The following is a 26,289-nucleotide window of genomic DNA, read 5'->3' on the forward strand; positions in this document are numbered from 1 at the left end:
GATGGCCTTTGCCGTCCATCAGGCTGGCTTAACCTGGCGGCAACGCCTTGTGTGCAACGTTGAGGCGTTGCTTTTTCGTATTTTGAGGCGCCGATGTCGAAGGAAGTCGCGGCCGGGGGGGCTCCGGCCGGCGGGGACGATCTCGATCTGGGGGTGATCTGGCGCGCGCTGGTGCGGCGCCGGATGTGGATCGCGTTGCCGACCCTTCTCGCCTTCGTCGGGGCGTTCCTGATCGTCAATCTCATCACGCCGCGCTACAAGGCAGAGACGAGCGTTCTCCTCGTCAGCGGCGACACCTTCTACACGCGCCCGGAAGGCGGTGCCGGTGCCGCTTCCCAGTTCGACGAGGAAGCGGTGCAGAGCGAGGTGCAGGTCATCATGTCGCGCGATCTGGCGCGCGACGTCATCGGCAAGCTCGGCCTCGTCGGCAATCCCGAGTTCGACCCGGATGCGCGGGTGCTCGGCCTCAGCCAGCGCGTCATGCAGTGGATCGGCCTCGGCGGCTCGGGCAAGGCGCGCCCGCCAGAGGAGCGGGTGCTCGCCACCTACTACCAGCGTCTCAATGTCTTCCCGCTGCCGCGATCGCGGGTCGTGGCCATCGAGTTCTCGTCGGCCGACCCGGACCTCGCCGCCCGCGCCGCCAACACGATCGCCGAATCCTATCTCGACTTCCAGCGCGCCGTGAAGCAGAGCGCGACGCAGGCCGCCTCCCAATGGCTGGCCGAAACCATCGAGCCGCTGCGCAAGCAGGTCGCCGAGGCCGAGGCGAAGGTGGAGGATTTCCGCGCCCGCCACGGCCTCATGAGCGGCAGTGCCGGCGAGGTGACGCTGCCGGCCCAGCAGCTCGCCGAGCTCTCGGCGCAACTCTCCGCCGCCCGCTCGGTCCAGGCCGAGGCCGAGGCGAAGGCGCGTCTGATCCGCGACATGATCGCCTCCGGCCGGGTTTTCGACATTCCCGATGTCGCCAACAACGAATTCATCCGTCGCCTCCTGGAACAGCGCATCGCGCTGCGGGCGCAACTCGCCCTCGAGGAGCGGACGCTTCTGCCGGCCCACCCGCGCATCAAGCAGCTCAACGCCCAGATCGCGGACCTGGAAAACCAGCTCCGGCAGGAGGCCCAGCGCACCGTGCGTTCGCTGGAGAACGAGGCGAGCCTCGCCGCTGCGCGCGTCGAAAGCGTGCAGAAGGCCTTCGACACCCAGAGCGCCGTGGCCGCGAAGGCCAAGGAATCGGAGGTGGAGCTGCGTGCGCTCGAGCGCGAGGCGCGCACCCAGCGCGAGCAGCTCGAGACCTACCTGACCCGCTATCGCGAGGCGCAGGCGCGCGAAGTGGAGAACGCGAGCCCGGCGGATGCGCGCATCGTCTCGCGCGCCGTGGTGCCGGGCACGCCGAACTTCCCCAAGAAGGTGCCGATCATCGCCATCGTCACCCTGGTGGCCTTCTCGCTGGCGGCGACGCTCGTCATCGCGCTGGAACTCCTGTCCGGGCGGGCCTTCGTCCCGGCGGCCGCACCGCTGGCCTACCTGCCGCCGGCGCAGGCCGTCTCCGAGCCGCCGCGCGTCGAGCCTGCTCCGGCCGCGCCGCCCGTGGCGGACGAGCCGGTCGTTGCAGCGGCCGAAGCGCAGGCGCCTCCGCAGCCGCGCGATGAGGGGAGTGCTGCCGCGACGGCGGAGGCAGGCGCGGCCTCCGGAGCGCTGGCGCCGCTGCTGGCACGGCTCGGTGATCGTCCCGCGGAGGGACGGGGCCGGCGCGTGCTGGTGACGGAGGCCGCGGCCGGTGCCGGCGCCGCCCCGCTCGCGCGCACGCTGGCCGATGACCGCGTCAGGACCGAACGCACGATCCTGCTCGACCTCACGGCGGAGGGAGCGGCGCGCGGTACAGGACGTCCGGGCCTCGCCGAGCTTGCCTCGGGCAGCGCTTCCTTTTCCGACGTCATCGGGCGTGATGCCGGCACCCGGCTGCACCACGTCTCGGCCGGCACGAACCTCGCCGCTGCCCTCGCCGCGAAGCCCGGCGCGCTCGAATTGCCGCTGCTCGCCCTCGACCAGACCTATGAATGGGTGATTCTCGTCGTCGATGCGGCGGGTCTCGAGGCGCTCGCCGCGCATGTCCTGCCGCATGTCGACCATGCGGTGCTCGTCTCGGAAGAGGCCGAGCAGGCCGAGGCGACGCGCGCGGCCTACGGGCGCCTCGCCGATGCGAAGGCGCGCGACATCATCGTCGTCGTGCCGCAGGCGGGCGGCGCGCGCGCCGCAGCCTGACGGCATCCTGTCAGGCTGCGGGAGAGGGCTTCAGCCGCTGGTAGAGCGCCGACAGTCTTTCCGACTGCTTGACGCGACGCTTGGCCCAGACCGCGGCCTTGAGCGGCGGGGCAAGGAGCCGTCCCTTCGCCGACACGGGGACGATGCCGTCGCGCAGCTCCATCACCTCCTTGCAGAAGACGCGCTTGTACGGCAGATCGCCGACGCCGAGATCGAAATGCGTGAAGCCTTCGGCGGCCATCGCCTCGATCATGTAGACGAACAGGACCTCCGCCGGGCTCGAGCGCGAGATCTCCGGCCGCTGGTCGAAGGAGTGGAACATCACGCTGATATGCGTGCCCCAGACGGTGCCCGCCCGCGTCGCGACGATCTCGTCGCCGATGAGCAGGGCGTAGAGCCGGAGCGGCGGCGGGCTGCCGTCGGGCTGCGGCAGGCAGGCGGCCAGCAGAAAGGCCTGGATGCCCGGATCGGCGAAGGGATTGGCGATCTTCTGCGCGGCGAAGCGCTCGGCCTTCTGGGCGAGGAAGGCGGCAAGCGCGCGCCGCACGTCCTCCTCGCTCTCCATCAGGCGGGGAACGAATGCCCCGCGCTCCGACAGGGCCCGTTCCTTCGATTTGAAGACGCGACGGCGCTTGGGGCTCAGGATGCGCGTGCGCGCCTCGGCGGCCGGGAAGTCGACCGTGAGCTGATAGCCGTTGCTCGGGCTCGGCTGGGACATGACGGCGGCGAGCGCGTTCTCCTGCCCGTGCCACGCCTGCGGCTGATGGCGGAAGGTGAAGAGGTCGATGCCGGCAGCCTGGCCGGCCCGCTGCAGCACTTCTGCCCATTCGTCCGCGGACGGCGCGGCCCCATGGGCCAGGAGCGGCATGTGGAAATTGGCATGGCCGGCGCCCGGCATGGTCGCCATCGTCAGTCCCAGGCGAGAGAAGACGTCGAGCGGCAGCAGCGCCCGCACCGCGCCGGCACCGTCGCGCACCCTAAGGAGCATCCGCTTCGGCCGCCGGCTCTCCTGCCAGCAATGGTCGTAGGCGCTGACCCAGGCATGGGACTGGTAGGGCGACATGAGCGCCTTGCGCTCGAAGTCGCGCCAGCAGGAGGCGATGGCCGCCGGATCGTCGAGGACGTCGACCTCAAGGCCGACGCTTGCGTCCTGCACTGCCGCCGGGGCATCGTCGAAGACGTCGAGGGTAGTCGTCATCGCTCCCATTCCTGCAAAGACCTGTTCCAGAATGACGCAATATTCCGCATCCGCGCCGGTGCGCGGGCGGTTCTGTCCTTCCCCTAGCAAGGAAACGGCCAAGGAAGCATGAATCTACGCAGCACGATCATCAGCTTCGGGATGCAGGCGATCAGCCTGACGGGGGCGGACCGCTGGCTGGCCGGCGCGGCGCGGGGCAGGGGGGCGATCCTGATGCTGCACCATGTGCGCCCGGATGCCGGCCGCGGCTTTGCGCCCAATGCCCTTCTGGAGGTGACGCCCGGCTTTCTCGACGAGGTGCTGACGCTCGCGAAGGCGGAGGGCTTCGTCTTCGTGCCGCTCGACGAGGTGCCGGAGCGGCTCGCCGATCCTCGCCCGGGCGCCGCGCCCTTCCTGGCGCTGACCTTCGACGACGGCTACCGCGACAATGTCGTCCATGCGCAGCCGGTCCTCGAGCGGCACGGCGCCCCCTGGACGGTCTTCGTCACCACCGGTTTCGCCGACCGCACGGCACGGCTGTGGTGGCTGGAGCTGGAGGAGGCCGTGCGCCGTCTCGATCACGTGGCGGTCGACGATGGTGACCTCGCCTTCGACCATCCGGCCCGGACCGATGCCGAAAAGAGCGCGGCCTTCGAGCAGCTCTACTGGGTGCTGCGGCGCGGGCCGGAAGAGCGGCTGCTCGCGGTCATCGCGGGTCTTGCCGAGCGGGCGGGCGTCGATGGCCGTGCGCTCGTCGAGGAACTCTGCCTCGACTGGGCGGAGATCGCGGCGCTGGCGCGCGTGCCGGGCGTCACCATCGGCGCCCACACGCTGACCCATCCGATGCTGGCGAAACACGATGCGGCGCGGGCGTGCGAGGAGATCGAGCGCTCCCGGGCCATCATCGCCGAGCGTGTCGGGCAGCCGGTGCGGCACTTCGCCTATCCCGTCGGCGATCCGACGTCGGCGGGACCGCGGGAATTCGCCATCACCCGGGAGGCCGGCTTCGCGACCGCCGTGACGACGCGTCCGGGCCATCTCTTCGTGGAGCACGCGCAGCATCTGACCGCGCTGCCGCGCGTGTCCCTCAATGGCCTCTACCAGACGAGGGTGGCGGCGCGGGCGCTCCTGTCGGGCGTGCCCTTCCTCTTGTGGAACCGGGGGCGCAAGCTCGACGTCGCTTGAACAGGTCTGCGCAAGGGATTCTCAAGTCTCGCTTTTGTCCTTGCGCTCCATCCATCGCACCAGCGGCAGCAGCGGAATGATCCAGCCGATGCCGACAACGGCGTAGAAGAGGAGCTCGACGCCCTTCGCCATCTCGGGCAGGCGGCTCTGCGCGAGTGCCATGACGACGAGCGCATAGACGCAGACGAAGATCAGCATCGCGATGGTGCCGACGAGCTTGCGTGTGCGCCGTTGCATGGGGGCTCCTCATCCGGTTCCAGGGTGCGGCGGTGCGGCTCGTTGTGCCGCCGCCTGCAAAGGCCTATGTCTCGCGGGACGAACGAGGCCGCAAGGGCCTTGCAGCCGCAGGAAGTAGACAGTTTCACGCGCCATGAACAGTGCCGTTTCCATTTCCGCCCCGCAGGTCGACCGGGAGGCCTCGCGCCGCATGGCGCCGGTCCGGGCATGGCTCTGGCTGCTCGCCGGCCTCGTGCTCGTCATGATCCTCGTCGGCGGCGCGACGCGCCTCACGGATTCCGGCCTGTCGATCACCGAATGGAAGCCGGTCACCGGCGCCCTCCTGCCGATGAGCGAGGAGGCCTGGCAGCGCGAGTTCGACCTCTACCGCCAGATCCCGCAATACGAGCTCGTCAACAAGGGCATGACGCTCGCCGAGTTCAAGTCGATCTATCTGTGGGAGTGGGGGCATCGCCAGCTCGGCCGCTTCATCGGGCTCGCCTTCTTCCTGCCGCTCGCGTTCTTCGCCTGGCGTGGGCAGGTGCGCGGGCGCCTGCTGCTGACCATCGCCGCCATCGGCGCCATGGGCGGGCTGCAGGCCACTGTCGGCTGGATCATGGTGGCCTCCGGCCTGAAGCCGGGCATGACGGCGGTCGCGCCGGTCAAGCTCATGCTGCACATGCTCATCGCCTGCGGCATCCTCGGCGCCCTCGTCTGGGTGGCGACCGGGCTCGGCCGCTTCGCGTCGGAGGATGCGCCGGCGCGCCTCAGGCGCACCGCCTCCCTGCTGATCGGCCTCACCGTGCTGCAGATCGCGCTGGGCGCCATCGTCGCCGGGCTCGACGCGGGCCTCTCCTACAACACCTGGCCGCTGATGGACGGGCGTCTCGTGCCCGCCGCCGGGACGCTCTTTCCGATCACGCCCTGGGCGGAGAACTTCGTCGAGAGCATCGCCCTCGTACAGTTCAACCACCGCCTCGGCGCCTATCTGCTGCTCGCACTCGCCCTGTGGCATGCGGTGGACGCGCTGCGCAGCGCGCCGGGGAGCGCGGCGGCGCGACGGGCCACGCTGCTCGCGGCCTTCGTCGTCGCCCAGGCACTCGTCGGCATCACCACCCTGCTGCTCGTCGTGCCTTTGTGGGCCGCGCTGCTGCACCAGGGTCTCGCCGTGCTGCTGCTCGGCGCCTGCGTCCATCACCGGCGCCGGATGCCCGAGCCGGCGCCGCTCGTGGTGCCGGCCCGGGCCTGAGGCCGCGAGCCTTTTCCGCTGTGCGCCGCTGCGCCGGCAGGCCGGCGCAAGCCTTTCCCCGTTAATCCTCGGGCGACATCCCATCGGATGTCGACGGCTTTAGTCCGAATGGATGAGTCGTGTGCTCGCGCACGTCCGCGGGCGGCGGTCGCGCTCAGGATAAAGCTGCGTTAAGGTTCGCTTCAGGCGGACGACGGCCGTGGCTGATGGAGGGCACGTCGATGGCGGGCATGGTGACGATCTTCCACGCGGGTTTGTGGCCCGGGATCGCTGCATCCTGCATCTGCATGGCCGAGCTCGCGGAGGGCGCGACGCGCCGGCGCACGGGCCGCCCGCACTCAGCTGCACGCGAACTCTTCCAGCCGCGGCCGGTTGTCGCCACGGTGTCCGAGGCGGGCCGCCGCGCCCGGCCGCCCGCCGATTCAGGCTATCACTGCTGAGAGCGGCGGCTCAGGAGGCCGCCGCCAACGCCTGATCGAGGTCGGCGATGATGTCCGCCGCATCCTCGAGCCCGATCGACAGGCGCACCACATTTCCACCAACCCCTGCCTTCGCCCGTTCCTGCGGCGGCATGTTGCGGTGCGTGGTCGTCGCCGGATGGATGGCGAGCGAGCGCGTCTCGCCGATATTGGCGATATGCGAGAACAGCTTCAGTGCCGCGATGAAGCGCGTCGCAGCCTGGTCCCCGCCCTTGAGCGCCACCGTGAAGACGGAGCCTGCCCCTTCCGGGCTGTAGCGGTCGGCGATCGCCTTGCCGGGATGGCCCTCGATGGAGGGATAGCTCACCTCCGCCACGGCCGGATGGGTGGCAAGGTGCTGCGCCACGGCCTTGGCATTGGCGCAGTGGCGCGCCATACGCAGCGGCAGCGTCTCGATGCCGGTCAGCGTCAGGAAGGCGGTGGCCGGCGAGATGCCCGGGCCGAGGTCGCGCAGGCCATAGAGGCGGGCCGCGACGGCAAAGGCGTTCTTCGGGAAGGCCTCGGCGAGCACGATGCCTTCGTAGTCGCCCCAGGGCGCCGAGATGAGCGGGTAGCGCGCGTCGCCCGCCCAGTCGAAGCTGCCACCGTCGACGATGATGCCGCCGATGACCTGCCCGTGGCCGCCGAGGAACTTCGACGTCGAATGGAAGACGATGTCGGCCCCGTGCTCGAACGGCCGGATGAGATAGGGGCTCGCCAGCGTGTTGTCGACGATGAGCGGCACCTTGTGGCGCCTGGCGATGGCCGAGATCGCCTGAAGGTCTACCACGCTGCCGCAGGGATTGACGATGGATTCGACGACGATCGCCTTCGTCTTCCCCGTCACGGCGGCCGCGATGCTGGCGGGGTCGGTCGGGTCGGCGAAATGGACCTTGAGGCCATGGCGCTGCTCGAGGCGGCGCATGAGGCCGAGCGAGCCGCCGAAGAGGCGGCTGGCGGCGACATATTCGTCGCCGCTTTCCATGAGCGTCAGGAGGATGACGAGGAGTGCCGCCTGGCCGGAGCCGATGGCGACCGATAGGGTGCCGCCCTCGAGATCAGTGACGCGGCGCTCCAGCGCCGCCGTCGTCGGGTTGCTGCCGCGCGAATAGGAGAAGCCGATCTTGCGCAGGGCGAAGATGTCGGCCGCCTCCTCGGGATCGTCGAAGACGAAGCCGTTCGTCAGATAGATCGGCGTCGTCCGGGCTCCGGTCGCCGGGTCGGGCGCCGCACCCGCATGCACCGCCCGCGTGGCAAAGCCCGTCTTGTTACACTCAACGCTCATGGGTCACGCTCCGCAACGGGCAGGCTCAGGCCGACAGGGCCTGGTCGAGGTCGGCGATGAGATCGGCCGGGTCTTCGAGGCCGATGGACAGGCGCACCACGTCCGGCCCGGCGCCGGCGGCGACCTTCTGCTCGTCGCTGAGCTGGCGGTGGGTGGTCGAGGCCGGGTGGATGACGAGCGAACGCGTGTCGCCGATATTGGCGAGGTGCGAGAAGAGCTGCAGCTTCGAGACGAGATTGACGCCCGCCTCGTAGCCGCCCTTGAGGCCGAAGGTGAAGACGGCGCCGGCGCCCTTCGGGCAGTAGCGCCTGGCGAGCGTGTAATAGCGGTCGCCCTCGAGGCCGGAATAGCTCACCCAGGCGACGGCCGGATGGCTGGCGAGGTGCTGCGCCACCGTGAGCGTCGAATCCGAGACGCGCTGCATGCGCAGCGGCAGCGTCTCGATGCCGTTGAGGATGAGGAAGGCGTTGAAGGGCGACAAAGCCGGGCCGAGGTCGCGCAGGCCGAGCACCCGCGTCGCGATGGCGAAGGCGAAGTTGCCGAAGGTCTCACCCAGCACCATGCCGCCATATTCCGGCCGCGGCTTCGACAGCATCGGATAGCGCTCGTCGCCGACCCAGTTGAAGGTGCCGCCGTCGACGATGAGGCCGGCGATGGAATTGCCGTGGCCGCCGAGGAACTTGGTGGCCGAATGGACGACGATGTCGGCCCCGTGCTCGAAGGGGCGCCACAGATAGGGCGTCGCCATCGTGTTGTCGACGATGAGCGGGATGTTGGCCCGCTTGGCGATGGCCGAGATGGCGGCGATGTCGACGATGACGCCGCCCGGATTGGCGATCGACTCGACGAAGATCGCCTTGGTCTTGGGCGTCAGGGCCCGCTCGAAGGTGGACAGGTCGTCCGGGTCGGCCCACACCACGTTCCAGCCGAAGCTCTTGTAGGAATGGTTGAACTGGTTGATCGAGCCGCCGTAGAGCTTCTTCGAGGCGATGAACTCGTCGCCCGGCTGCAGCAGGGCGTGGAAGGTCAGGAACTCCGCCGCATGGCCGGAGGCGACGGCGAGCGCCGCCGTGCCGCCCTCGAGCGCCGCCACGCGCTCCTCCAGCACCGCGCAGGTCGGGTTGCCGATGCGGGTGTAGATGTTGCCGAAGGCCTGCAGGCCGAAGAGCGAGGCCGCGTGGTCGACGTCGTCGAAGACGAAGGACGTCGTCTGGTAGATGGGCGTGGCACGCGCGCCGGTCGCCGGATCAGGCTGGGCACCGGCGTGGATGGCAAGCGTATTGAACCCGGGCACACGGTCGGCCATGGAACATCTCCTCCGGCATTCGCTTTAAAAGGCGTTCGTTCGTAATAACGAACGACGCGTTTGGCGTCAACGAGGAGGAGAGAAGGAGTGAAGCCTGCGCGCGCCGTCCGCTCAGATCTTCTCGCCGGGCAAGCGGCTGGCCTGCTTCACCCAGTCGGCGAACTGCTCTTCATCGAGGCCGCCCTCGTGGATGTCGAGGTAGCGCACATCCTTGTGCTTGGACGGGCCGGGCGGAAGGGGATCGAGCGACGCGCCGCGGAAGAACGTCACCTTCACGTATTTCGTGAAGCAATGAAAGCTCAGGAACCAGCCCTGGCCCTCCATGCCGTAGAAGGGCGAGTTCCATTTGACGGCCTTGGCCACGTCCGGAACCGTCCGCACGATCAGCGTGTCGAGACGGCGGCCGAGCTCGCTCTTCCAGCCCGGCATGGCCGCGATATAGGCCTCTACGGGGGCATCGCCGTATCCCTTGGGGATCTGGGGATTGCCCCCGGAGAGAAGAACGACCCCGCCCGGCTGCGCCGCTTCCGTTGCAGCCCCGGTGGCGGTCTTCGTCCTTGCCGCTTTCGCAGGTTTGGCCGCTTTCGCAGGTTTGGCGGGGGGCTTCGTCATCCGTTCACTGCTCCTGCGGGATGTGGCGCATGGTACGCCACCGCGCGGCATGGGGCTGCACGAACATGTAGAGGCCCGTGGGAAACAGCAGGAAGAGCGGGACGAGCGCCAGGAGATAGACCCAGAAGCGCGGCTCCGTGCCGCCCCACATGGCGACGATGTTGGCGATGAAGCCCACGGTGAAAGCAACCGACAGCCACCGGTGGAAACGGCGGATCGACGCGCTCCAGTTCATCGGGAGGTCCTTTTTTCTTCCGGAACGGCTTCGACGGCCGGCGGCCTCTGCCTCAATCGATCCGCGTCAGGACTTCTTCCAGCGCCGAGAGGAACCGCGGCCAGCCCGCCATGGCACCCCGGTAATAGGGCTGCTGATCCGGCCGGAATCCCGTCTGCTCCATGCGCAGGTGGGTGCCGGTCTCCGTCGGCGTCAGTGTCCAGGTGACGACGCTCTCGAGGTCCTTGGTGTCCCACCTATAGGACAGCCGCTTGTCGGGCTCGACGGTCTCGACCCGGCAGTCGACCGCGCCCCAGTCGGCGGTGAGGTTGAAGCGGTGGTTCACCACCGGCTTGAAGTCGTTCTTCATGAGCCATTCCTCGATGAGGTGCGGCTGTGTGAGGGCGCGCCAGAGCTTTTCCGGCGGATAGGGGAATTCCCGTTCGACGACGACGGAAAGGCGTTCGGTGGCTGTGTCGCTCATTGGTCCATTCTCTTGAGCAGGTCTTCAAGGTCATCGAACCTGGCCTGCCAGAAACCCGACATCTGCCTGGTCCAGTCAACCAGCGGGGCGAGGGCGGCGCGCTGCGCGCTGTAATGCGTCTGGCGGCCCTCGTGACGGTCGCGCACCAGCCCCGCCCGCTTCAGGATCCCGAGATGTTTCGAGACCGCCGGCTGGGAGACCCCCGCCTTGGCCGTCAGCGCGGCGACCGTCTGGTCTCCGTCGCGGCACAGCCGCTCGAAGATGGCGCGCCGCGTCGGATCGGCGAGCGTCCTGAAGAGGAGGTCGTGGGCTTGCGATGTCACGATCGATAACTTTCCAGCTATGAATAATCCATAACTGGCGAGCTATGGGTGAGTCAATGGGCTTCCTGGCCGAGGGCGCTGGCGCGTGCTCGATGGGGATGCTTCCGGCGAAGGCAGGCGCCGTCGATCCGCCGGGAACTGCCCTGGCGGGTCATTGGCGATTGGAAAGAGCGGGAAGGGGAACGGCTCTGCCGGAGCGTTCCGCCGTTCGCTCCAACGAACGGCCTATCGGTCGCCCGGCTTGAAGATGGTGCGCTTCTGGAAGCCCTTGTCGGCCATGGCCGGCTTCTTGGCCGAGATGATGCGCGAATTGATGCCCTGCCAGCCGATCTCGCCGGAGAGACGCCCGTATTCGATCTTCGGGCAGCGGTTCATGACCACCTTGAGCCCCCGCGCCTCGGCCCGCTCGGCCGCCGCATCGTTGCGCACCGACAGCTGCATCCAGATGACCCTGGGCAGCGGCGAGAGCGCCAGCGCCTCGTCCGTCACCGGGCCCGCGGCCTCGGAGTTGCGGAAGATCTCCACCATGTCGACCGGGTGGGGAATGTCCGCGAGGCGGCCGTAGACCGTCTTGCCGAGCAGGGTCTTGCCGGCGAGCCCCGGGTTGATCGGGATGACGTCGTAGCCCCGTTCGAGGAGGTATTTCGTGACGATATAGCTCGGCCGGGCCGGATTGGCCGAGGCGCCGACGAGCGCGATCGTCTTCACGCTCTTCAGGATGTCGCGGATATAGGCATCGGAATAGTTGTCATGCTCCACAGCGCCGGGCGCCGCGGCCCGGGTGGAGGAGGGGGCGTTCGGGATCATCGGCCCTGCCAGTTCGGTTCGCGTTTCTCGATGAAGGCGCCGATGCCCTCTTCGGCATCGCGCGCCAGCATGTTCTCCACCATCACGGCGCTGGCGTGCCGGTAAGCGTCGCTCAGGCCCATCTCGAGCTGTTCGTAGAAGGCGCGCTTGCCGATCTTCAGGGTCAGCGGCGACTTGGCGGCGATGGTGCGCGCCATGGCGAGCGCCGCCGCGAGCGCCTCGCCTTCGGCGACCACGCGGTTGACGAGGCCGAAGCGCGCCGCGTCCTGCGCGTCGACCATCTCTCCCGTCAGCAGCATCTCCATGGCGTGCTTGCGCGAGATGTTGCGCGACAGCGCGACCATCGGCGTCGAGCAGAAGAGGCCGATGTGGACGCCCGGCGTGCAGAACCGTGCCGCCGCTCCCGCGACGGCGAGGTCGCAGCTCGCCACCAGCTGGCAGCCGGCGGCGGTCGCAACGCCCTCGACGGCGGCGATCACTGGCTGCGGCAGGCGCACGATGCGCTGCATCATGGCCGAGCAGGTGCCGAGCACTTCCGTGAAATAGGCGCGTCCACGGTCGGGATCCGCGCGGCGGGCGGTCATCTCCTTGAGGTCGTGCCCCGCCGAGAAGACCGGGCCCGCGGCCGCAAGGACGACGACGCGCACGTCCTGCCGGCTAGCAATTGCGTCAAGCTCCTCGCTGACGGCGGCCATCAGCGCCTCGCTCAGGCTGTTGCGGGCCTTCGGCCGGTTGAGCGTGAGGAGTGCGATGCCCTCCTCGGGCTCCTCCACGAGGAGCACGGGCGTGTCGATCGTCGTCTCGGTATTCATGCATTCCTCGCCGGGCGCGGGCGCCGAAGGCCGGTTTGCCGATCTGCCTATTGTCGGCGGCGTCACGGCATGCTGCAACCAAGGCAATATGGTCGAGATCCATGAAACGGGAAGGGGGATGCGCGCATGGCGGCATGGGCAGAGTTGCAGCCGGTGATGAGCGTGGCCGAGCTCGAGGCGTTCCTGGACAGGGAATTTCCCCAGATCCACGCCGGCGGGCGCATCTATGGCGTCGAGGCGGTGGGGCCGATGTCGGCGCGCCTGCGCTGCGCCTATGACGAGCGCCACATCCGCCCCGGCGGCACCATCTCGGGGCCGACCATCATGGCGCTCGCCGATCTTGCGCTCTATGTCGCCATCCTCGGCGCCATCGGCCCGGTCGGCCTCGCCGTCACCACCAACCTGTCCTTCAACTTCCTGCGCAAGCCGGGCCGGCGCGACCTTCTCGCCGACTGCCGCCTGCTCAAGCTCGGCAAGCGCCTCGCTGTCGGCGAGGTCACCATCTTCTCGGACGGGGAGGAGGAGCCCGTCGCCCATGCGACAGGGACCTATTCCATCCCGCCGCGGTGAAGAAAATTGCGGTATTATAATACCGTTATAGGTAAGTGATTGATATTTAATGGTTTGTCCGCGTTGTCGCCTCGCCGCCGCGCTTGACGCGGGCGCCGGCCTCATGTAGAGCACGCCCACCTTGAACGGCGCTGCCCCGTGCGGCGCCGTTGCAGTGTTCCCGCGGGGTCCTCGAGAAGGTCTCCGCATCATCTCGGAAGAGACCCATGAAGACCTATTCGGCAAAGCCGGCCGACGTCGAGAAGAAGTGGGTGCTCATCGATGCGAAGGGCCTCGTCGTCGGCCGCCTCGCCTCGATCATCGCCATGCGCCTGCGTGGCAAGCACAAGCCCTCCTTCACGCCTCACGTCGACTGCGGCGACAACGTGATCGTCATCAACGCGGACAAGGTGGTGCTCACCGGCCGCAAGCGTGAGCAGAAGGTGTACTACCACCACACCGGCTATCCGGGTGGCATCAAGGAGCGCACCGCCAAGTTCATCCTCGAGGGCCGCTTCCCCGAGCGCGTCGTCGAGAAGGCGGTGGAGCGCATGCTCCCGCGCGGCCCCCTGGGCCGCAAGCAGCTCGGCAACCTGCGCGTCTACGGCGGTTCGCAGCATCCGCACGAGGCTCAGCAGCCCGAGGCGCTGGACGTCGCCGCGCTCAATTCGAAGAACGTGAGGAGCGCCTGATCATGGCCGAGACCCTCCAGAGCCTTTCCGATCTCGGCCAGGCGGTTGCCCCGCAGGCCGTGTCCGAGGCGCCCGTGCACGAGCAGAAGCTCGACAAGCTCGGCCGCGCCTATGCCACCGGCAAGCGCAAGGACGCCATCGCGCGCGTCTGGATCAAGCCCGGCGCCGGCAAGATCGTCGTCAACGACCGCGAGCTCGACGTCTATTTCGCGCGTCCGGTGCTGCGCATGATCCTGCAGCAGCCGCTCGTGCTGACCGAGCGCGTCGGCCAGTACGACGTGATGGTCAACGTCACCGGCGGCGGCCTCTCCGGCCAGGCCGGTGCCGTGCGCCACGGCCTCGCCAAGGCGCTGACCCACTACGAGCCGGAGCTGCGCTCCGTCCTCAAGAAGCAGGGCTTCCTGACGCGCGACAGCCGCGTCGTCGAGCGCAAGAAGTACGGCCGCGCCAAGGCCCGCCGTTCCTTCCAGTTCTCGAAGCGCTGATCGCCTCGCGTTTCACGCTTTCACGCGAAAAGGGCGGCCCTCGGGCCGCCCTTTTGTTTTCGGCTCTCGCCTGTGGCGCACCGGGCCACTATCGCCTATCCGCCGGCGGCCCCATTCCCATGGCGTTGATCACCTCCTGCGGCACCCGGTAGTCGCGGTAGAGCTGGGCGCTCGAGCGCAGGCCGCAGGCCTCGCGCTGGACGACGAGGTGCCACAGCGCGGTGCCCGCCTGCCGCACCAGCCGCCCTCTGTCGGTGTCGGCGCCGCGTCCCGCATCGCAGGCCTCGATGGCGGCGAGCGCGGCTTCGAGCGCCCGCCCCAGACGCCCGAGGGCGGAGGCGCTTTCCTGCAGCATCTCCTGCTGCAGGGCGTCATAGGCCATGCCGGTTGCATCGGCGCGGGAGGTGAGGCGAGGGGGACGCAGGCTCATCGGCTGCCCGGCTCACGTTGCCTTTATCGCTGCCGCATCACTTCGCGGCCACCGGCCGCTGCTCCCGCAGTTCGAAGCGCCCGGTCGGCCCGCCGGCCTCGCGCCAGGCGGCGAAGCCGCCGCCGAGATGGGCGACGGGCTTGAGCCCCATCCGCGCGGCCGTCGCCGCGCCGAGCGCCGAGCGCCAGCCGCCGGCACAGAAGAAGATGAAGCGCTTGTCCTGCGAGAAGACCGACTTGTGATAGGGGCTCTCCGGGTCGATCCAGAACTCCAGCATGCCGCGCGGGCAATGGAAGGCACCGGGAATGGTGCCCTCGCGCTCCAGCTCGCGCGGGTCGCGCAGGTCCACGAAGACGACGTCGTCGCGGCCGTGCAGGGCGATGGCCGCCGGCGCGTCGAGGGTCTCGACCGCGCGCTCGGCCTCGGCGAGCATCTTTTTGTAACCCAGGGTGATGTTCTGCGGCATCGTCTCGATCCTCCCGTCGCCCGCGGCTGGCACGCCATGCTAGCGCGGTCGCCTCTTCCTTGGGGAGATCGCGGCGCGCAGATTGTTCCCGCACCAGCCATCGGGCACGATGTTCGTGATTGGACATCTATATGGGGATGGCACGTGGAGGTTTTCAGCCCGGCGGACTATGTCGCCCTCGGCTTTTTCGTCGTCGCCTGGATCGGCTACAAGATCGTCGTCGAGCACTCGCGCTTCGCCGAGCAGAGCCTCAACGTGATGATGAACAACTATCGCCACGTCTGGATGGCGCGGATGCTCGAGCGCGAGTTGCGCATCGTCGACACCACCATCATGGCGACGCTGCAGAACGGCACCGCCTTCTTCGCCTCCACCTCGCTCATCGTCATCGGCGGCGCGCTCGCCCTGCTGCGCTCGACAGACGAGGTGCTCAGCCTCGTCGCCGACCTGCCCTTCGGCCTGCAGACCACACGCATCGCCTGGGAGCTGAAGGTCATCGGCATCGTCATCATCTTCGGCTACGCCTTCTTCAAGTTCTCCTGGTCCTACCGCCTGTTCAACTATGCCGCGATCCTCATCGGCGCGACGCCGGCGGCGGAGAAGGACAGGGCCGCAGATGCCGCGGCCCGGGCGGCCGCCGCGCGGGCGGGGCAGATGGCGGTCGTCGCCGGGCGCCACTTCAACCGCGGCCAGCGCGCCTTCTTCTTCGCGCTCGCCTATCTCGGCTGGTTCCTCAGCCCCTATCTCTTCTTCTTCTCGACGGCCGCGGTGCTCGTCGTCATGGCGCGGCGCCAGTTCTCGTCGGAGGCGCGGGCCGCGCTCGACGTGCGGGAACGCGATTGACGCGGCGGCCCGGGAGGGGCAGGCAGGAGCGATGACAGCCGATGCGACTCGCGACGCCGAAATCGCCACCCTCATGCTCACGCTCGCCGCTGAATGCGGACCGGGCAAGACGCTCGACCCCACCGCGGTCGCCCGCGCCCACGCCGGCCCGCACCCGGATGCCTGGGGCCCGCTGATGCAGCCCGTCCGGCGCGTCGCCGTGGCCCTCGCGCACGAGGGACGCCTCGTCATCTACCGCAAGGGCAAGCCGGTCGACCCTGACGACTTCCGCGGCATCTATCGCATCGGCCTGCCGCGCGTGGAGTGATCATTTCCAATACCGCAGCGCGACGGGCGCGGCGCGTGCGCTGATTCCCTCTCCCGCTGGGCGGGGAGGCTCCCGCCCTCGATCCGCGCCGGGGATCATCCCCTGGGAAGCAGCGTCGGCGTGTAGCCCATCAGGCGGTAGGCCACGAGGCCGACCCATTCCTTGGCCGAGAGGTCCGCGAGGCGCAGCCCCTCCGAGAAGGTGCGGAAGGGGCGATAAAAGTCGTCCGGCTTGCCGTCGGCATGGAAGTCGACGGGATAGGGTACGACATCGAAGCCGACGGCCTCGAAGCAGCCGACGGCGCGTGGCATGTGATAGGCCGAGGTGACGAGCAGCCAGCGCTCGCCCGGCCGCGGCTGCACCAGGTCGCGGGTGAAGAGCGCATTCTCCCGCGTGTTGCGGGAGCGGTCCTCGTAGAGGACATTCTCCGTCCGCATGCCGACGGCCGTGAACAGCGCCCGCGCCGCATCGGCCTCCGTATATTCCTCTTCCGTCAGCAGGCTGGCCGAGCCGCCGGTGAAGACGATGCGGGCCTCGGGCAGAAGGCGCGCGAGCTCGATCGTCGCCGTCATGCGCGCGGCGGCATCGGTGAACTTGATCTGATGGCGGTTCATGCCGATGGCGCCGCCGAGCACGATGACGCCGGCGACGGGCTCGCCATCGAGGCGCGGCACGGCCGCGAAGCGGTCCTCGAGGACCCGCATCGAGATGCGGGCGAGCGGCGAGGCCCCGACGATCAGGAAGCCGATGATGCCGATGGCCACGAGGCCGCGGCCGAGGCGGCGGTAGCGCGAGAAGAGCAGCACGAGCCCGATAAGCGCGATGACGGTCAGCACGTTGCTCGGCGTGACGAAGAACCAGAAGATCTTCGAGAGATAGAAAAACATGACCGCCCCGTATTGCCCCGCCTGGTGCCCGCGATCAGCGGGTCTCGCTCAGCCGCCGCAGCAGCCGCTCGACATGGATGGTGCGCTCGGCCACCTCCCTGAGCTCGCAGCCCGCCTCGAAGACCGCCGCGCGCGGCGAGGCGGGGAAGGCCTGAGAGATGAAGCTGCAGTTGAGGTCCGCATAGCTCTCCCAGGCCTGCTGCACGGCCGTGAAATGGGTGCGCGCCGCCCCGTCGAGCTTGCCGTCGAGGGCGGCGATCGCGCTCGTCATGCGCTCGCGCCAGACGGCGACCTCACGGCGTGAGCAGGCGATCTCCGCCGCGCGGCGATCGCCCTCGTCGCGCCGGGCGCAGACGAGCGCGATGGAGCCGATGCAGGCCGACGGGGCGCGGCCGCTCTCGCCGAGGCACTGGGCCATCGCGTCACGATCGGCGGCGATGACCTCACCGGCGCTTTTCAGCTCCGTCGCAGCCGCGGGGGCGGGAAGTCCCGCCGCGGCGAGCGCGAGAAGGCCGGCAACCGCCGCGGCGGTGCGGCGGCCAGATCTCGGCATGGGAGGCTGCGGCATCGAATCCCGTTCCTGCATGGTGGGATCATGGCGTCAGGCTGCAGCCCCGCGTCAAGCGGCGATGCCTGCGCCGGACTGGCGAGAAGCCGCCGCGCCGGGCGAGAAGGATCTAGGCAACCGCCGCCGCTCGCGTCCTCAGGCGGCCTTGTCCCAGGCGGGCGCCCAGGAAGGGTCGATCATGCGACCGTCGGGCCTGGCGAGGGCGCTGATGCGCGCCATCTCGTCCTCGTCGAGCGCAAAGTCGAAGATGTCGATGTTCTGCGCGATGCGCTCGCGGTTGGCGGACTTCGGGATGGCGACGACGCCCGGCTGCTGGACGTGCCAGCGCAGCACCACCTGGGCCGGCGTCTTGCCGTGCCGCTCGGCGATCTCGATGATCGCACGCTCGTCGAGCAGCTGGCCGCGGCCGAGCGGGCAATAGGCCGTGAAGGCGAGGCCGTGGCGACGGCAGGCGTCGAGGACCTTCGACTGGTCGAGGTAGGGGTGATATTCGCACTGGTTGGCCACCAGCGGCTCGTCCGAGCGCGCCACCGCCTCGTTGAGGAGCGCGACGGGGAAGTTGGAGACGCCGATGTGGCGCGTGAGCCCGTCGCGCCTCGCCCGGCCGAGCGCCTTGATCGTCTCCTTCAGCGGGATGCTGGCGTTCGGCCAGTGGATGAGCAGCAGGTCGACCGCGTCGAGGCCGAGGCGCCTGAGGCTCGCTTCGGCCGAGCGCATCACGTTGCTCTCCGAGAGGTCCTCGTACCAGACCTTCGTCGTCACGAAGAGCTTGTCGCGGGAGATGCCGGAGGCGCGGATGCCCTGGCCAACGGCCTCCTCGTTGCCGTAGCGGGCGGCGGTGTCGATGTGGCGGTAGCCCGCCTCGATCGCCCACTGGACGGCAGCGATGCAGGCGTCATTCGTTGCTTCCCAGGTGCCGAGCCCGAGAGCGGGAATGGCGGCGCCGTTGGCTTCGACGAGCGGAGCGGTCATGCGGGATACCTCGTTCGTTCGGACGTCGGTTGCGGGGCCGGCCGCGGGCGCGGCTCAGCCGGCGGCCTTGCTGTTGCGCAGCGCCTCGGCCTGAGCATAGAAGCGCTTTTCCCACTCTTTGTGATTGTCGAGCCCCTCGCGGATGAAGGGCGTGAAGACGGCGATGTTGAGCAGCAGCCAGTTGACGAGGTTCGCCGGGAAGCGCAGCGGCTTGACGAAGTCGACGAAGAGGACGACGCGCGTCTTGTCCGTATGGTTCCAGGCCTCGTGGTTGTAGGCGTCGTCGAAGACGAGCGCCTTGCCCTCTTCCCAGTGGCAGATCTGCTTGTCGACGCGGATGGCGAGCTTGTCGCGCGGCTCGGGCACGATGAGGCCGAGGTGCAGGCGCAGCACGCCGTTGTAGGGCCCGCGGTGCGCCGGCAGGTGCTTGCCGGGCTCGAAGATGGAGAACATCGCCGTCTTGAGGCCCGGGATCTTCTGCGCGATGCGCCAGGTCTCGGGGCACTGCTTGATGTTCTGCTCCGACGTGAGGCCGTAGCCGGCGAGGAAGAAGGTCTTCCACCCCGTGTCCTTGCTGATGGTCTTCACATCCGTCGAGATGTCCTGGAAGGAGGGCAGGTCCGCCTGGCGCACCAGCACCTTCTCCAGTTCGGTGCGGATGAGGGGCCACTCGCGCTCGATCTCCGCCACCCAGGGGAAGGTGGCGTTGTCGTAGACGGGCGGGTTGCCGACCTTGGAATAGTTGAGGTTGAGCTTCTCGGCCCAGGCGACGATGCCCATGAGCACGCGCGTGACGAGGCTCGGCCGGTCCATCGGGGCGATGCCCTCGGTGCCGAAGGTCTGCGTCGCGCCGCCGGCCGTGGCCGTGGAGGTGTGGGCTTCCTGCTTCAAAGTTCCTGCTCCCGGTCCTGGGTGCCCCGCGCCAATGGTCTTGCGGTTTCGACCGCGCTCAACCGTAGTTAGCTAATGATAGCCGCCGTTGGCCGCAACGGCCCTGAATGCGATTCTACCGTCCGCTGCATGCAAAAGAAGCGGGGCCGACAGCAGATTGGAGCTGTTCGAAACAGCAACGAGCGCTCGCGCCCGCCGCTGCGACCGCGGGCAGTTCGATCGTCGGCGATGGCGATTTTATGACGGGAGAACGGCCGCGCTGATGCAGGCTGAAGATCAGCCAATACTTTGAAAGCGCTGTCTCTAGTTTGAAAGCGCTTGTGTTCCACTCTGCAAGGTCATGGCCGGGCTCGTCCCGGCCATCCACGTCTTTGACGTTGCTCTTTGTCTTAAAAGCGTGGATGCCCGCGACAGGCGCGGGCATGACGCGGGGAGCCGTCGCGCGTCATGGCCGATTGCAGCGCGGCGGTTGTGATTCGCGCCCAGCGCCGCGCTACTTCGTCTTCTCGAAGAGCTCGCGGCCGATGAGCATGCGGCGGATCTCGCTGGTGCCGGCGCCGATCTCGTAGAGCTTGGCGTCGCGCAGCAGGCGGCCGGTCGCATAATCGTTGATGTAGCCGTTGCCGCCGAGGAGCTGGATGGCGTCGAGGGCGCATTGCGTCGCCTTCTCGGCGGCGTAGAGGATGGCGCCGGCCGCGTCCTCGCGCGTCGTCTCGCCCCGGTCGCACGCCTTCGCCACGGCATAGACGTAAGCCTTGCAGGCGTTCATCGTCACATACATGTCGGCGAGCTTGCCCTGCACGAGCTGGAAGGAGCCGATCGGCTGGCCGAACTGCTTGCGCTCGTGGACATAGGGCATCGCCACGTCGAGGCAGGCCTGCATGATGCCGATCGGCCCGGCCGCCAGCACCACGCGCTCGTAGTCGAGGCCCGACATCAGCACGTTGACGCCCTTGCCGACGCTGCCGAGCACGTTCTCCTCGGGCACCTCGCAATCCTCGAACACGAGTTCGCAGGTGTCGGAGCCGCGCATGCCGAGCTTGTCGAGCTTCTGGGCGGTGGAGAAGCCCTTCATGCCCTTCTCGATGAGGAAGGCTGTGATGCCGCGCGACCCGGCCTCGGGGTCCGTCTTGGCATAGACGACGAGCGTCTCGGCGACGGGCCCGTTGGTGATCCACATCTTGTTGCCGTTGAGGACATAGCGGTCGCCGCGCTTCTCCGCCCGCGTCTTCATCGAGACGACGTCGGAGCCTGCGCCGGGCTCCGACATCGCGAGCGCGCCGACGTGCTCCCCGGAGATGAGCTTGGGCAGGTAGCGGCGCTTCTGCTCGGCCGTGCCGTTGCGGCGGATCTGGTTGACGCAGAGGTTGGAATGGGCGCCGTAGCTGAGGCCAACCGAAGCGGAGGCGCGGGAGACCTCCTCCATCGCCACGCAATGCTCCAGATAGCCGAGGCCGGCCCCGCCGAACTCCTCCTCCACGGTGATGCCGTGCAGGCCGAGCGCGCCCATCTCGGGCCACAGGTCGCGCGGGAAGGTGTTGGTGCGGTCGATCTCCTCGGCGCGCGGGGCGATCTTGTCCTGCGCGAAGGCGTGCACCGTCTCGCGGATGGCGTCGGCCGTCTCGCCGAGGTCGAAGTTGAAGTCCTGCGGACGGTTGCTGAGCATGGCGGCCTCCTCCTCTGATCTTGGTCCCTCTTATACGCGCATGGGCGGAAGCCTGTCAGCGCACTGGGCCGTGCGCCGATGCCAAGCCGGCGCCTCGGCCTCGCGCACACCCATTAGCCCGTCATTAAGCGGGCGCTGCTAGCGTCCAGCCATCTTTATGTCGAAAGCCCCGGAGCGCCCTTGCAACTGTCCCCGCAGCATCTCGAGCCGAAGGCTCCCGCGGGATGGCGCCGCGTGGCACAAAGGCTCGCCTCGCGCCAGGTGCTGTCGGCGGCGACCACGCTCGCCATTCGCGTCGCCTCGGCGGGTATCGGCTACGTGGTGCAGTTCGCGCTGGCGCGGGCCCTCGGCGCGTCGGAATACGGCATCTTCGCCCTCGCGTGGCTGTGGGTGACGATCGGCGGTTTCGCCGGCTGCTTCGGCTTCAGCCAGACAGTGGTGCGCTTCCTGCCGCGCTACCGGCAGAAGGGCGACATGGCCCTGCACGACGCCTTCCTCACCGTCGGGCGGCGGGTCGTCGCCCTCGTCTCCGGCGTTCTCGCCCTTGTCGGCGCCGCTGTGACGCTTCTGGCCGGCGGCTGGGCCGGCGGGGTTGCGCCCTTCCTCATCGCGGCCGCCTGCGTGCCCGTCTTCGCCTATGCTGACCTGCTCGAGGGCACGGCACGCTCGCGCGGCTGGCTCGGCCTCGCCTTCATCCCGCCCTACATCCTGCGGCAGCTCCTCGTGCTCGGCCTGGTCGCCGGTGCCTACGGCCTCGGCTGGCCGGGCACGGCCGTCACGGCGATGGCCGCCACTTTCGTCGCGCTCGTCATCGCGGCGGCCGTCCAGCACGTCCTCCTCACGCGCCGGCTGCCCAAGGCGGACGTGCCGAAGAAGAACCTGCGCCGCGTACTGCCGCTGTGGCTGCGCTCGGGCGGGCTCCTCTTTCTCGCTGACGGTGCGCGGCTCCTGCGCACCTATGGCGATACCATCGTGCTCAGCGCCTTCCTGCCGCCGGCGGCGGTCGGCATCTACTTCGCCGCGACCCGTGTCGCCTCGGTGCTGGGCTTCGTCGAATATTCCGTCAGCGCCGCGATGGGCTACCGCTTCGCCACCATGGCGGCGAGCGGCGACCGGCATGCTCTCGCGCGCCGCGCGGTCCATGCGGCCGTCGTCACGCTGGTGCCGGTGCTCGTCGGCGGCCTCGTGCTGTGGCTCATCGGCGGCTTCGTCCTCCGCCTCTTCGGCGAGGCCTTCGTGGCCGGCACGGCGGTGCTGCCGCTGCTCATCGCCGCGCAGGTGCTCCGCGCCGCGGTCGGGCCGGCCGACGACCTGCTCAACGTGCTCGGGCGCGAGCGCTGGACCTTCATCGGCCAGCTCGCCGGGCTCGTCGTCAATGTCGCGACGGGGCTCGCCCTGGTGCCGGTCCTCGGCATCGTGGGGGCGGGGCTCGCCTCCCTTGCCGCCATGGCGGCGACGACGGCCATCCTCGGCATCGGCGCGTGGCTCCTTCTCGGCGGTCACCTGCGCGGCGGGACGGCATCGGGCGGCCGTATCGGGCCGGGGGGGCAAGCGTGATCGGGGGATCGGGACTGAGGAGCATGCCGGGTTCGGGGGAGGGAATGATGAGAGTCGCATTTCACGGAAGCACGCATCCGCCCAATGCCACCTACCGATGCGTCATGACGACGGTGGCGGACCTGCTGCCGCACCGCGAAGCCTGGGAGAGGCTGGCGAAGTCGGCGGTCGAGCCCAATCCGTTCTATGAGCCGGACGCCTTGCTGGCGGCCGCCCGCTATGTCGAGGGGGGCACGCTCTGGGTCGTCGCCATCTGGCGCGACGGGAGGGAAGGAGGCGAGCTCGCCGGGCTGTTCCCGCTGCAGTTCGGCGCCCTGAGGCAGGGCGTCCTCTGGCCGCTGCCGAGCCTCTACGTCAACCACATGTTCTCCGCCACCAGCGCGCCCCTGATCTCCGAAAGCGATCCGGAAGGCGTGTGGGAAGCCTTCCTCGGTGATCTCGGCAACCTCTGCCGGGGCGGCGCGGTCCTCAAGTGCCCCCGCCTGCCGCGCGGGCGCGGCGCGTCGATCGCGCTCGAGAACGTCATGGCCAGGCAGGGCCTCAGCCACGCATGGCTGTACGGATACACGCGGCCGGCGGTCGAGAGCGACCTCTCCTACGACGCCTATGTCGCGCGCTATTCGCCCAAGCGCCGGCGCAACCTGCGCCGCGCCGAGCAGCTTCTGGCGGCCCAGGGCGAGGTGACCTTCCACAGCGTCCGGGGGCCGGGGCCCGAGGCGGCGCGCGCCTATGCGGATTTCCTCGCCCTCGAGGCCGCCGGCTGGAAGGGGGCCGCAGGCACCGCCCTCGCCAAGAGCGAGGCCACCCAGGGTTTCGGCGAGCACCTGTTCGGGCCGCAGCGCGTGGCCGATGGCGTCGCCTTCGACGTGCTGGCCGTCGCCGGCCGGGCCGTGGCGATCAACGTCAATCTCGTGCGTGGCGGCGTCGTCTATGCGGCCAAGAGCGCCTATGACGAGAGCCTGTCGCAGGCGAGCCCGGGCACGCTGCTCGATCTTCACCTCCTGCGCCGCACGCTGGACGAGAAGGCTTACGCGCGGCTCGATTCCTGCGCCCAGCACAACCATCCGCTCGCCGCCTACTGGCTGGAGGAGCAGGAGGTCGGTGCCGTATTCCTCGCCACGACGGCGAGCACGCCGCGCTGGTATTTCGACATGATGCTCCTCACCGTGCGCCAGACACGGCGCCTGCGCGAGCAGGCGAAGGAGCTGATCGAGCGCTTCTGGCAGTAGGCGACGGAAGGCGGGCCGGCGCGCCGGCCCGCGAGCGCCCGCCGGCCGGTCCTCAGAGCTCGCCCGCCTTGAACTTTTCCCACATGTCCGCCGTGCCGTAGAAGGCGTTGCGGTCGACGTCGCCCGTCACGCCCGGTACGCGGCCCGTGGTGGTGAACTGCCAGAAGCTCCAGCGCCGGCCGTTGTAGCGTTCCTCCGGCTCGGCGGCGACGGAGCGCAGCCAGAAGTGATAGCCCGGCAGCTCGTTCTCCAGCACCTCCTGGTGGAAGGTGATGTCGGTGTAGATGATGGGCCGCTTGCCCGTATGCGCCTCGAGCTCGGCCAGCATCAGCCGGATCTTTTCGAGCGCCACCTCGCGCGGCACCTTCTGCGGGCAGGTCTTGGAATGGCCGTTCCACTCGACGTCGAGGACGGGCGGCAGCGCGTCGGGGTCGTTCGGGATGTGTTGGCGGAACCACTGCGCCTGCTCGTGCGCCGGGCGGCACCAGTAGACGAAGTGATAGGCGCCGCGGGGGATGCCGGCCGCACGCGCTCCCGCCCAGTTCTTGTAGAAGCTCGGGTCGATGTGGTCGCCGCCTTCGGTCGCCTTGATGAAGACGAACTGGGTGCCGGCGCGCCGCACGGCCGCCCAGTCGATCTCGCCCTGCCAGCGCGACACGTCGATGCCCTGGATCGGGTAGCGGTGCGCCTTGGCGACGCCGGGATGCGGCTTGCGATCGCCCTTGTCGGGATAGAACGTGTCGATGGAGGAGCAGGCGACGAGGGCGAGGGCGGTGAGGGAGGTGACGGCGAGGCGGCGGAGCATCGGGCGGCGGGCGCTCATTGGAAGGGACATGCCGCGACGATTCGTTTCAATAGATTGACGAACCCTTTACGACAGCCCGAACCACAGGGTGGCGATCCCCAAAAAGGCGAAGAACCCGATCACGTCCGTCGTCGTCGTCACGAAGGGGCCTGACGATACGGCGGGGTCGACCCCGAGCCGGTTCAGGGTCAGCGGGATGAGGATGCCGCCCAGCGCCGCCACCGACAAGACGGTGAGGATGGCGAGGCCGATGACGAAGCCGAGGTCACGGATGCCGAACCACATCACCGCCACCGTGCCGAGGATGATGGCGAAGCCGACGCCGTTGCAGATGCCGACCGCGACCTCGCGGCGGATGATGCGCCAGGTGTTGGAGCGGCGTAGCTCCTGCGTCGCGAGCGCGCGCACCGTCACCGTCATCGTCTGCGTGCCGGCATTGCCGCCGATGGAGGCGACGATCGGCATGAGGACGGCGAGCACAACCATCTGCTGGATCGAGGCCTCGAACAGGTGGATGACATTGGCCGCCACGATGGCCGTGATGAGATTGGCGAAGAGCCACGGAAAGCGGCTGCGCACCGTGTACCAGATGGTATCCGACAGCTCCTCGTCGCCCTTGACGCCACCGAGCGCCTTGAGGTCCTCGTCCGCCTCCTCCTCGATGACGTCGACGATATCGTCGATCATCATCACGCCGACGAGGCGCTTGGCCTCGTCGACGACGGCGCAGGAGACGAGGTTGTAGCGCTGGAACAGCCGCGCCGCCTTCTCCTGGTCGTCGGTCGCCTCGATGAGGTGCTGGTCCTCGTTCATGACGTCGCTGATCTTCACCGGCCGCTTGGTGCGCAGAAGGCGGTCGAGCGGCACCGTGCCGATCAGCTGGTAGGAAGGGTCGACGACGAAGATCTCGTAGAAGGTGTCGGGCAGGTCCTCGGTGTCGCGCATGTAGTCGATGGTCTGCCCCACCGTCCAGAACGGCGGCACGGCGATGAACTCCGTCTGCATGCGCCGCCCGGCCGAATCCTCCGGATAGTCCAGCGAGCGCTGCAGCGCCACGCGCTCGGGCGGCGGCAGTTGCCCGAGCACCTCGGCCTTGTCGGCCTCGTCGAGGTCCTCGAGAATGTAGACGGCATCGTCGACGTCGAGCTCGCGCACGCCCTCGGCGATGTTGGCGTTCGGGATGCTCTCGAGCAGCTCCTCGCGGATCGCGTCGTCGACCTCGGTGAGGGCCGCGAAGTCGAAGTCGCTGCCGAGCAGCGCGACGAGCCGCGGGCGGTCGTCATAGTCGAGCGCCTCGATGAGGGCGCCGAGATCGGCCTCGTGGAGCGGGGCGGCGAGGCGGCGCAGATCTTCGGCATCGCCGTCGGCAATGGCCTCGGAGACGCTTCCCAGGAAGCTCGGATTGACGTTGCCTTCCTCGTCCCGGAACGCGAGCGCCTCGGGCGCCGTCTCGTGCTCGACGTTCACCATGCTGATCCGCCCGCTGGTGTGAGGTTCGACGCCCTTCTAGGTGCGGTCCCTGCGGAAGACAACCGCCCACACGCGGCTTTGT

General features: G+C 68.8%; 31 protein-coding genes. 12 read left to right on the top strand and 19 right to left on the bottom strand.

Going from position 1 to position 26,289, the window contains the following annotated elements; translation table 11 throughout:
* The first annotated feature begins 93 nt into the window (after positions 1–93).
* On the top strand, positions 94–2,262 hold the full coding sequence (locus AL346_RS16715; protein WP_053193877.1) for a GumC family protein: 2,169 nt from the start codon (positions 94–96) through the stop codon (positions 2,260–2,262).
* A 10-nt stretch (positions 2,263–2,272) separates the two neighbouring features.
* On the opposite strand, the gene AL346_RS16720 is transcribed toward AL346_RS16715, so the two are convergent.
* Positions 2,273–3,460 carry a GNAT family N-acetyltransferase gene (locus tag AL346_RS16720; RefSeq protein WP_019401851.1) on the bottom strand — a complete coding sequence of 396 codons (1,188 nt, stop codon included), beginning with the start codon at positions 3,458–3,460 and terminating at the stop codon, positions 2,273–2,275.
* A gap of 108 nt (positions 3,461–3,568) precedes the next feature.
* On the opposite strand from AL346_RS16720, the gene AL346_RS16725 reads away from it, so the two are divergent.
* Positions 3,569–4,624 (top strand): polysaccharide deacetylase family protein, encoded by a 1,056-nt coding sequence (locus AL346_RS16725; RefSeq protein WP_019401852.1) that lies wholly within the window; start codon positions 3,569–3,571, stop codon positions 4,622–4,624.
* 21 nt (positions 4,625–4,645) lie between these two features.
* Here the strand turns inward: AL346_RS16725 and AL346_RS16730 are convergent, their stop codons facing one another.
* Positions 4,646–4,861 (bottom strand): DUF2842 domain-containing protein, encoded by a 216-nt coding sequence (locus AL346_RS16730; protein WP_019401853.1) that lies wholly within the window; start codon positions 4,859–4,861, stop codon positions 4,646–4,648.
* A gap of 133 nt (positions 4,862–4,994) precedes the next feature.
* On the opposite strand from AL346_RS16730, the gene AL346_RS16735 reads away from it, so the two are divergent.
* Positions 4,995–6,089: a COX15/CtaA family protein gene (locus tag AL346_RS16735; protein ID WP_019401854.1), complete on the top strand. Its 1,095-nt coding sequence runs from the start codon at positions 4,995–4,997 to the stop codon at positions 6,087–6,089.
* Positions 6,090–6,319: 230 nt separating this feature from the next.
* Entirely contained in the window at positions 6,320–6,529 is a 210-nt protein-coding gene (locus AL346_RS16740) for a hypothetical protein (RefSeq protein ID WP_156332783.1), read from the top strand.
* Positions 6,530–6,539: 10 nt separating this feature from the next.
* On the opposite strand, the gene AL346_RS16745 is transcribed toward AL346_RS16740, so the two are convergent.
* The 8 genes from AL346_RS16745 to AL346_RS16780 form a co-directional block, all read right to left on the bottom strand.
* On the bottom strand, positions 6,540–7,832 hold the full coding sequence (locus AL346_RS16745) for an O-acetylhomoserine aminocarboxypropyltransferase/cysteine synthase family protein (protein WP_019400130.1): 1,293 nt from the start codon (positions 7,830–7,832) through the stop codon (positions 6,540–6,542).
* A gap of 25 nt (positions 7,833–7,857) precedes the next feature.
* Positions 7,858–9,138: an O-acetylhomoserine aminocarboxypropyltransferase gene (locus AL346_RS16750; RefSeq protein WP_019400129.1), complete on the bottom strand. Its 1,281-nt coding sequence runs from the start codon at positions 9,136–9,138 to the stop codon at positions 7,858–7,860.
* Positions 9,139–9,249: 111 nt separating this feature from the next.
* Positions 9,250–9,750: a DUF1801 domain-containing protein gene (locus AL346_RS16755; RefSeq protein WP_040403318.1), complete on the bottom strand. Its 501-nt coding sequence runs from the start codon at positions 9,748–9,750 to the stop codon at positions 9,250–9,252.
* A 4-nt stretch (positions 9,751–9,754) separates the two neighbouring features.
* Positions 9,755–9,985: a hypothetical protein gene (locus AL346_RS16760; protein ID WP_019400127.1), complete on the bottom strand. Its 231-nt coding sequence runs from the start codon at positions 9,983–9,985 to the stop codon at positions 9,755–9,757.
* Between the two features lie 52 nt (positions 9,986–10,037).
* Positions 10,038–10,448, bottom strand: coding sequence for an SRPBCC domain-containing protein (locus tag AL346_RS16765; RefSeq protein ID WP_019400126.1), 411 nt, complete (start codon positions 10,446–10,448; stop codon positions 10,038–10,040).
* Complete coding sequence (locus tag AL346_RS16770) at positions 10,445–10,771, bottom strand: helix-turn-helix transcriptional regulator (RefSeq protein WP_019400125.1); 327 nt, start codon at positions 10,769–10,771, stop codon at positions 10,445–10,447. Before AL346_RS16770 ends, AL346_RS16765 begins: the two co-directional genes overlap by 4 nt.
* A gap of 225 nt (positions 10,772–10,996) precedes the next feature.
* Positions 10,997–11,578 carry a CoA-binding protein gene (locus AL346_RS16775; protein WP_019400124.1) on the bottom strand — a complete coding sequence of 194 codons (582 nt, stop codon included), beginning with the start codon at positions 11,576–11,578 and terminating at the stop codon, positions 10,997–10,999.
* Entirely contained in the window at positions 11,575–12,390 is an 816-nt protein-coding gene (locus AL346_RS16780; RefSeq protein WP_019400123.1) for an enoyl-CoA hydratase, read from the bottom strand. The genes AL346_RS16775 and AL346_RS16780 overlap by 4 nt, the downstream gene beginning before the upstream one ends.
* Here AL346_RS16780 and AL346_RS25140 point away from each other — a divergent pair.
* From AL346_RS25140 to rpsI, 4 genes are all read left to right on the top strand, one after another.
* The gene (locus AL346_RS25140) at positions 12,365–12,547 is read left to right on the top strand and encodes a hypothetical protein (protein ID WP_156332784.1); all 183 of its coding nucleotides are present in this window, start codon (positions 12,365–12,367) and stop codon (positions 12,545–12,547) included. The genes AL346_RS16780 and AL346_RS25140 overlap by 26 nt on opposite strands.
* Positions 12,517–12,960 (top strand): PaaI family thioesterase, encoded by a 444-nt coding sequence (locus AL346_RS16785; RefSeq protein WP_019400122.1) that lies wholly within the window; start codon positions 12,517–12,519, stop codon positions 12,958–12,960. The genes AL346_RS25140 and AL346_RS16785 overlap by 31 nt, the downstream gene beginning before the upstream one ends.
* 206 nt (positions 12,961–13,166) lie before the next feature.
* Positions 13,167–13,631, top strand: coding sequence for a 50S ribosomal protein L13 (gene rplM / locus AL346_RS16790; protein WP_019400121.1), 465 nt, complete (start codon positions 13,167–13,169; stop codon positions 13,629–13,631).
* Between the two features lie 2 nt (positions 13,632–13,633).
* Positions 13,634–14,116 carry a 30S ribosomal protein S9 gene (rpsI, locus tag AL346_RS16795; RefSeq protein ID WP_019400120.1) on the top strand — a complete coding sequence of 161 codons (483 nt, stop codon included), beginning with the start codon at positions 13,634–13,636 and terminating at the stop codon, positions 14,114–14,116.
* An 88-nt stretch (positions 14,117–14,204) separates the two neighbouring features.
* On the opposite strand, the gene AL346_RS16800 is transcribed toward rpsI, so the two are convergent.
* Together AL346_RS16800 and AL346_RS16805 are read right to left on the bottom strand one after the other, a co-directional pair.
* Positions 14,205–14,546, bottom strand: a complete 342-nt coding sequence (locus AL346_RS16800; RefSeq protein ID WP_245258824.1) for a DUF6665 family protein — start codon at positions 14,544–14,546, stop codon at positions 14,205–14,207.
* A 37-nt stretch (positions 14,547–14,583) separates the two neighbouring features.
* Entirely contained in the window at positions 14,584–15,012 is a 429-nt protein-coding gene (locus tag AL346_RS16805) for a rhodanese-like domain-containing protein (RefSeq protein WP_019400118.1), read from the bottom strand.
* A 144-nt stretch (positions 15,013–15,156) separates the two neighbouring features.
* On the opposite strand from AL346_RS16805, the gene AL346_RS16810 reads away from it, so the two are divergent.
* Both AL346_RS16810 and AL346_RS16815 read left to right on the top strand, forming a co-directional pair.
* Entirely contained in the window at positions 15,157–15,855 is a 699-nt protein-coding gene (locus AL346_RS16810; RefSeq protein ID WP_019400117.1) for a DUF599 domain-containing protein, read from the top strand.
* Between the two features lie 31 nt (positions 15,856–15,886).
* Complete coding sequence (locus AL346_RS16815; protein ID WP_019400116.1) at positions 15,887–16,162, top strand: DUF3253 domain-containing protein; 276 nt, start codon at positions 15,887–15,889, stop codon at positions 16,160–16,162.
* A 95-nt stretch (positions 16,163–16,257) separates the two neighbouring features.
* Here AL346_RS16815 and AL346_RS16820 read toward each other — a convergent pair whose 3' ends face one another.
* The 5 genes from AL346_RS16820 to AL346_RS16840 form a co-directional block, all read right to left on the bottom strand.
* Positions 16,258–17,049: a YdcF family protein gene (locus tag AL346_RS16820; RefSeq protein WP_019400115.1), complete on the bottom strand. Its 792-nt coding sequence runs from the start codon at positions 17,047–17,049 to the stop codon at positions 16,258–16,260.
* A 34-nt stretch (positions 17,050–17,083) separates the two neighbouring features.
* Positions 17,084–17,602 (bottom strand): lysozyme inhibitor LprI family protein, encoded by a 519-nt coding sequence (locus tag AL346_RS16825; protein ID WP_157672202.1) that lies wholly within the window; start codon positions 17,600–17,602, stop codon positions 17,084–17,086.
* Positions 17,603–17,752: 150 nt separating this feature from the next.
* On the bottom strand, positions 17,753–18,589 hold the full coding sequence (locus AL346_RS16830) for an aldo/keto reductase (RefSeq protein ID WP_019400113.1): 837 nt from the start codon (positions 18,587–18,589) through the stop codon (positions 17,753–17,755).
* A gap of 54 nt (positions 18,590–18,643) precedes the next feature.
* Positions 18,644–19,480 (bottom strand): aspartyl/asparaginyl beta-hydroxylase domain-containing protein, encoded by an 837-nt coding sequence (locus AL346_RS16835; protein ID WP_019400112.1) that lies wholly within the window; start codon positions 19,478–19,480, stop codon positions 18,644–18,646.
* A gap of 493 nt (positions 19,481–19,973) precedes the next feature.
* Positions 19,974–21,146 (bottom strand): isovaleryl-CoA dehydrogenase, encoded by a 1,173-nt coding sequence (locus AL346_RS16840; protein ID WP_019400111.1) that lies wholly within the window; start codon positions 21,144–21,146, stop codon positions 19,974–19,976.
* Between the two features lie 234 nt (positions 21,147–21,380).
* Between AL346_RS16840 and AL346_RS16845 the strand changes: the two genes are divergently transcribed.
* Both AL346_RS16845 and AL346_RS16850 read left to right on the top strand, forming a co-directional pair.
* Positions 21,381–22,703, top strand: a complete 1,323-nt coding sequence (locus AL346_RS16845) for an oligosaccharide flippase family protein (RefSeq protein ID WP_019400110.1) — start codon at positions 21,381–21,383, stop codon at positions 22,701–22,703.
* Positions 22,704–22,750: 47 nt separating this feature from the next.
* Positions 22,751–23,932, top strand: coding sequence for a GNAT family N-acetyltransferase (locus tag AL346_RS16850; protein WP_156332785.1), 1,182 nt, complete (start codon positions 22,751–22,753; stop codon positions 23,930–23,932).
* 52 nt (positions 23,933–23,984) lie between these two features.
* Here AL346_RS16850 and AL346_RS16855 read toward each other — a convergent pair whose 3' ends face one another.
* Both AL346_RS16855 and mgtE read right to left on the bottom strand, forming a co-directional pair.
* The gene (locus tag AL346_RS16855; RefSeq protein ID WP_019401980.1) at positions 23,985–24,755 is read right to left on the bottom strand and encodes a GH25 family lysozyme; all 771 of its coding nucleotides are present in this window, start codon (positions 24,753–24,755) and stop codon (positions 23,985–23,987) included.
* 48 nt (positions 24,756–24,803) lie between these two features.
* Positions 24,804–26,207 carry a magnesium transporter gene (gene mgtE, locus AL346_RS16860; RefSeq protein WP_019401979.1) on the bottom strand — a complete coding sequence of 468 codons (1,404 nt, stop codon included), beginning with the start codon at positions 26,205–26,207 and terminating at the stop codon, positions 24,804–24,806.
* Positions 26,208–26,289: the final 82 nt, after the last annotated feature.

The organism is Chelatococcus sp. CO-6 (genome assembly GCF_001271345.1).
GTDB lineage: Bacteria > Pseudomonadota > Alphaproteobacteria > Rhizobiales > Beijerinckiaceae > Chelatococcus_A > Chelatococcus_A caeni.

Excerpts from the sequence above, each read along its gene's own strand:
- AL346_RS16715 (WP_053193877.1), top strand. The coding sequence starts at position 94 with ATGTCGAAGGAAGTCGCGGCCGGGGGGGCTCCGGCCGGCGGGGACGAT.
- AL346_RS16720 (WP_019401851.1), bottom strand. The coding sequence starts at position 3,460 with ATGACGACTACCCTCGACGTCTTCGACGATGCCCCGGCGGCAGTGCAG.
- AL346_RS16725 (WP_019401852.1), top strand. The coding sequence starts at position 3,569 with ATGAATCTACGCAGCACGATCATCAGCTTCGGGATGCAGGCGATCAGC.
- AL346_RS16730 (WP_019401853.1), bottom strand. The coding sequence starts at position 4,861 with ATGCAACGGCGCACACGCAAGCTCGTCGGCACCATCGCGATGCTGATC.
- AL346_RS16735 (WP_019401854.1), top strand. The coding sequence starts at position 4,995 with ATGAACAGTGCCGTTTCCATTTCCGCCCCGCAGGTCGACCGGGAGGCC.
- AL346_RS16740 (WP_156332783.1), top strand. The coding sequence starts at position 6,320 with ATGGTGACGATCTTCCACGCGGGTTTGTGGCCCGGGATCGCTGCATCC.
- AL346_RS16745 (WP_019400130.1), bottom strand. The coding sequence starts at position 7,832 with ATGAGCGTTGAGTGTAACAAGACGGGCTTTGCCACGCGGGCGGTGCAT.
- AL346_RS16750 (WP_019400129.1), bottom strand. The coding sequence starts at position 9,138 with ATGGCCGACCGTGTGCCCGGGTTCAATACGCTTGCCATCCACGCCGGT.
- AL346_RS16755 (WP_040403318.1), bottom strand. The coding sequence starts at position 9,750 with ATGACGAAGCCCCCCGCCAAACCTGCGAAAGCGGCCAAACCTGCGAAA.
- AL346_RS16760 (WP_019400127.1), bottom strand. The coding sequence starts at position 9,985 with ATGAACTGGAGCGCGTCGATCCGCCGTTTCCACCGGTGGCTGTCGGTT.
- AL346_RS16765 (WP_019400126.1), bottom strand. The coding sequence starts at position 10,448 with ATGAGCGACACAGCCACCGAACGCCTTTCCGTCGTCGTCGAACGGGAA.
- AL346_RS16775 (WP_019400124.1), bottom strand. The coding sequence starts at position 11,578 with ATGATCCCGAACGCCCCCTCCTCCACCCGGGCCGCGGCGCCCGGCGCT.
- AL346_RS16780 (WP_019400123.1), bottom strand. The coding sequence starts at position 12,390 with ATGAATACCGAGACGACGATCGACACGCCCGTGCTCCTCGTGGAGGAG.
- AL346_RS16785 (WP_019400122.1), top strand. The coding sequence starts at position 12,517 with ATGGCGGCATGGGCAGAGTTGCAGCCGGTGATGAGCGTGGCCGAGCTC.
- rplM (WP_019400121.1), top strand. The coding sequence starts at position 13,167 with ATGAAGACCTATTCGGCAAAGCCGGCCGACGTCGAGAAGAAGTGGGTG.
- rpsI (WP_019400120.1), top strand. The coding sequence starts at position 13,634 with ATGGCCGAGACCCTCCAGAGCCTTTCCGATCTCGGCCAGGCGGTTGCC.
- AL346_RS16800 (WP_245258824.1), bottom strand. The coding sequence starts at position 14,546 with ATGAGCCTGCGTCCCCCTCGCCTCACCTCCCGCGCCGATGCAACCGGC.
- AL346_RS16805 (WP_019400118.1), bottom strand. The coding sequence starts at position 15,012 with ATGCCGCAGAACATCACCCTGGGTTACAAAAAGATGCTCGCCGAGGCC.
- AL346_RS16815 (WP_019400116.1), top strand. The coding sequence starts at position 15,887 with ATGACAGCCGATGCGACTCGCGACGCCGAAATCGCCACCCTCATGCTC.
- AL346_RS16820 (WP_019400115.1), bottom strand. The coding sequence starts at position 17,049 with ATGTTTTTCTATCTCTCGAAGATCTTCTGGTTCTTCGTCACGCCGAGC.
- AL346_RS16825 (WP_157672202.1), bottom strand. The coding sequence starts at position 17,602 with ATGCCGAGATCTGGCCGCCGCACCGCCGCGGCGGTTGCCGGCCTTCTC.
- AL346_RS16830 (WP_019400113.1), bottom strand. The coding sequence starts at position 18,589 with ATGACCGCTCCGCTCGTCGAAGCCAACGGCGCCGCCATTCCCGCTCTC.
- AL346_RS16840 (WP_019400111.1), bottom strand. The coding sequence starts at position 21,146 with ATGCTCAGCAACCGTCCGCAGGACTTCAACTTCGACCTCGGCGAGACG.
- AL346_RS16850 (WP_156332785.1), top strand. The coding sequence starts at position 22,751 with ATGAGAGTCGCATTTCACGGAAGCACGCATCCGCCCAATGCCACCTAC.
- AL346_RS16855 (WP_019401980.1), bottom strand. The coding sequence starts at position 24,755 with ATGAGCGCCCGCCGCCCGATGCTCCGCCGCCTCGCCGTCACCTCCCTC.
- mgtE (WP_019401979.1), bottom strand. The coding sequence starts at position 26,207 with ATGGTGAACGTCGAGCACGAGACGGCGCCCGAGGCGCTCGCGTTCCGG.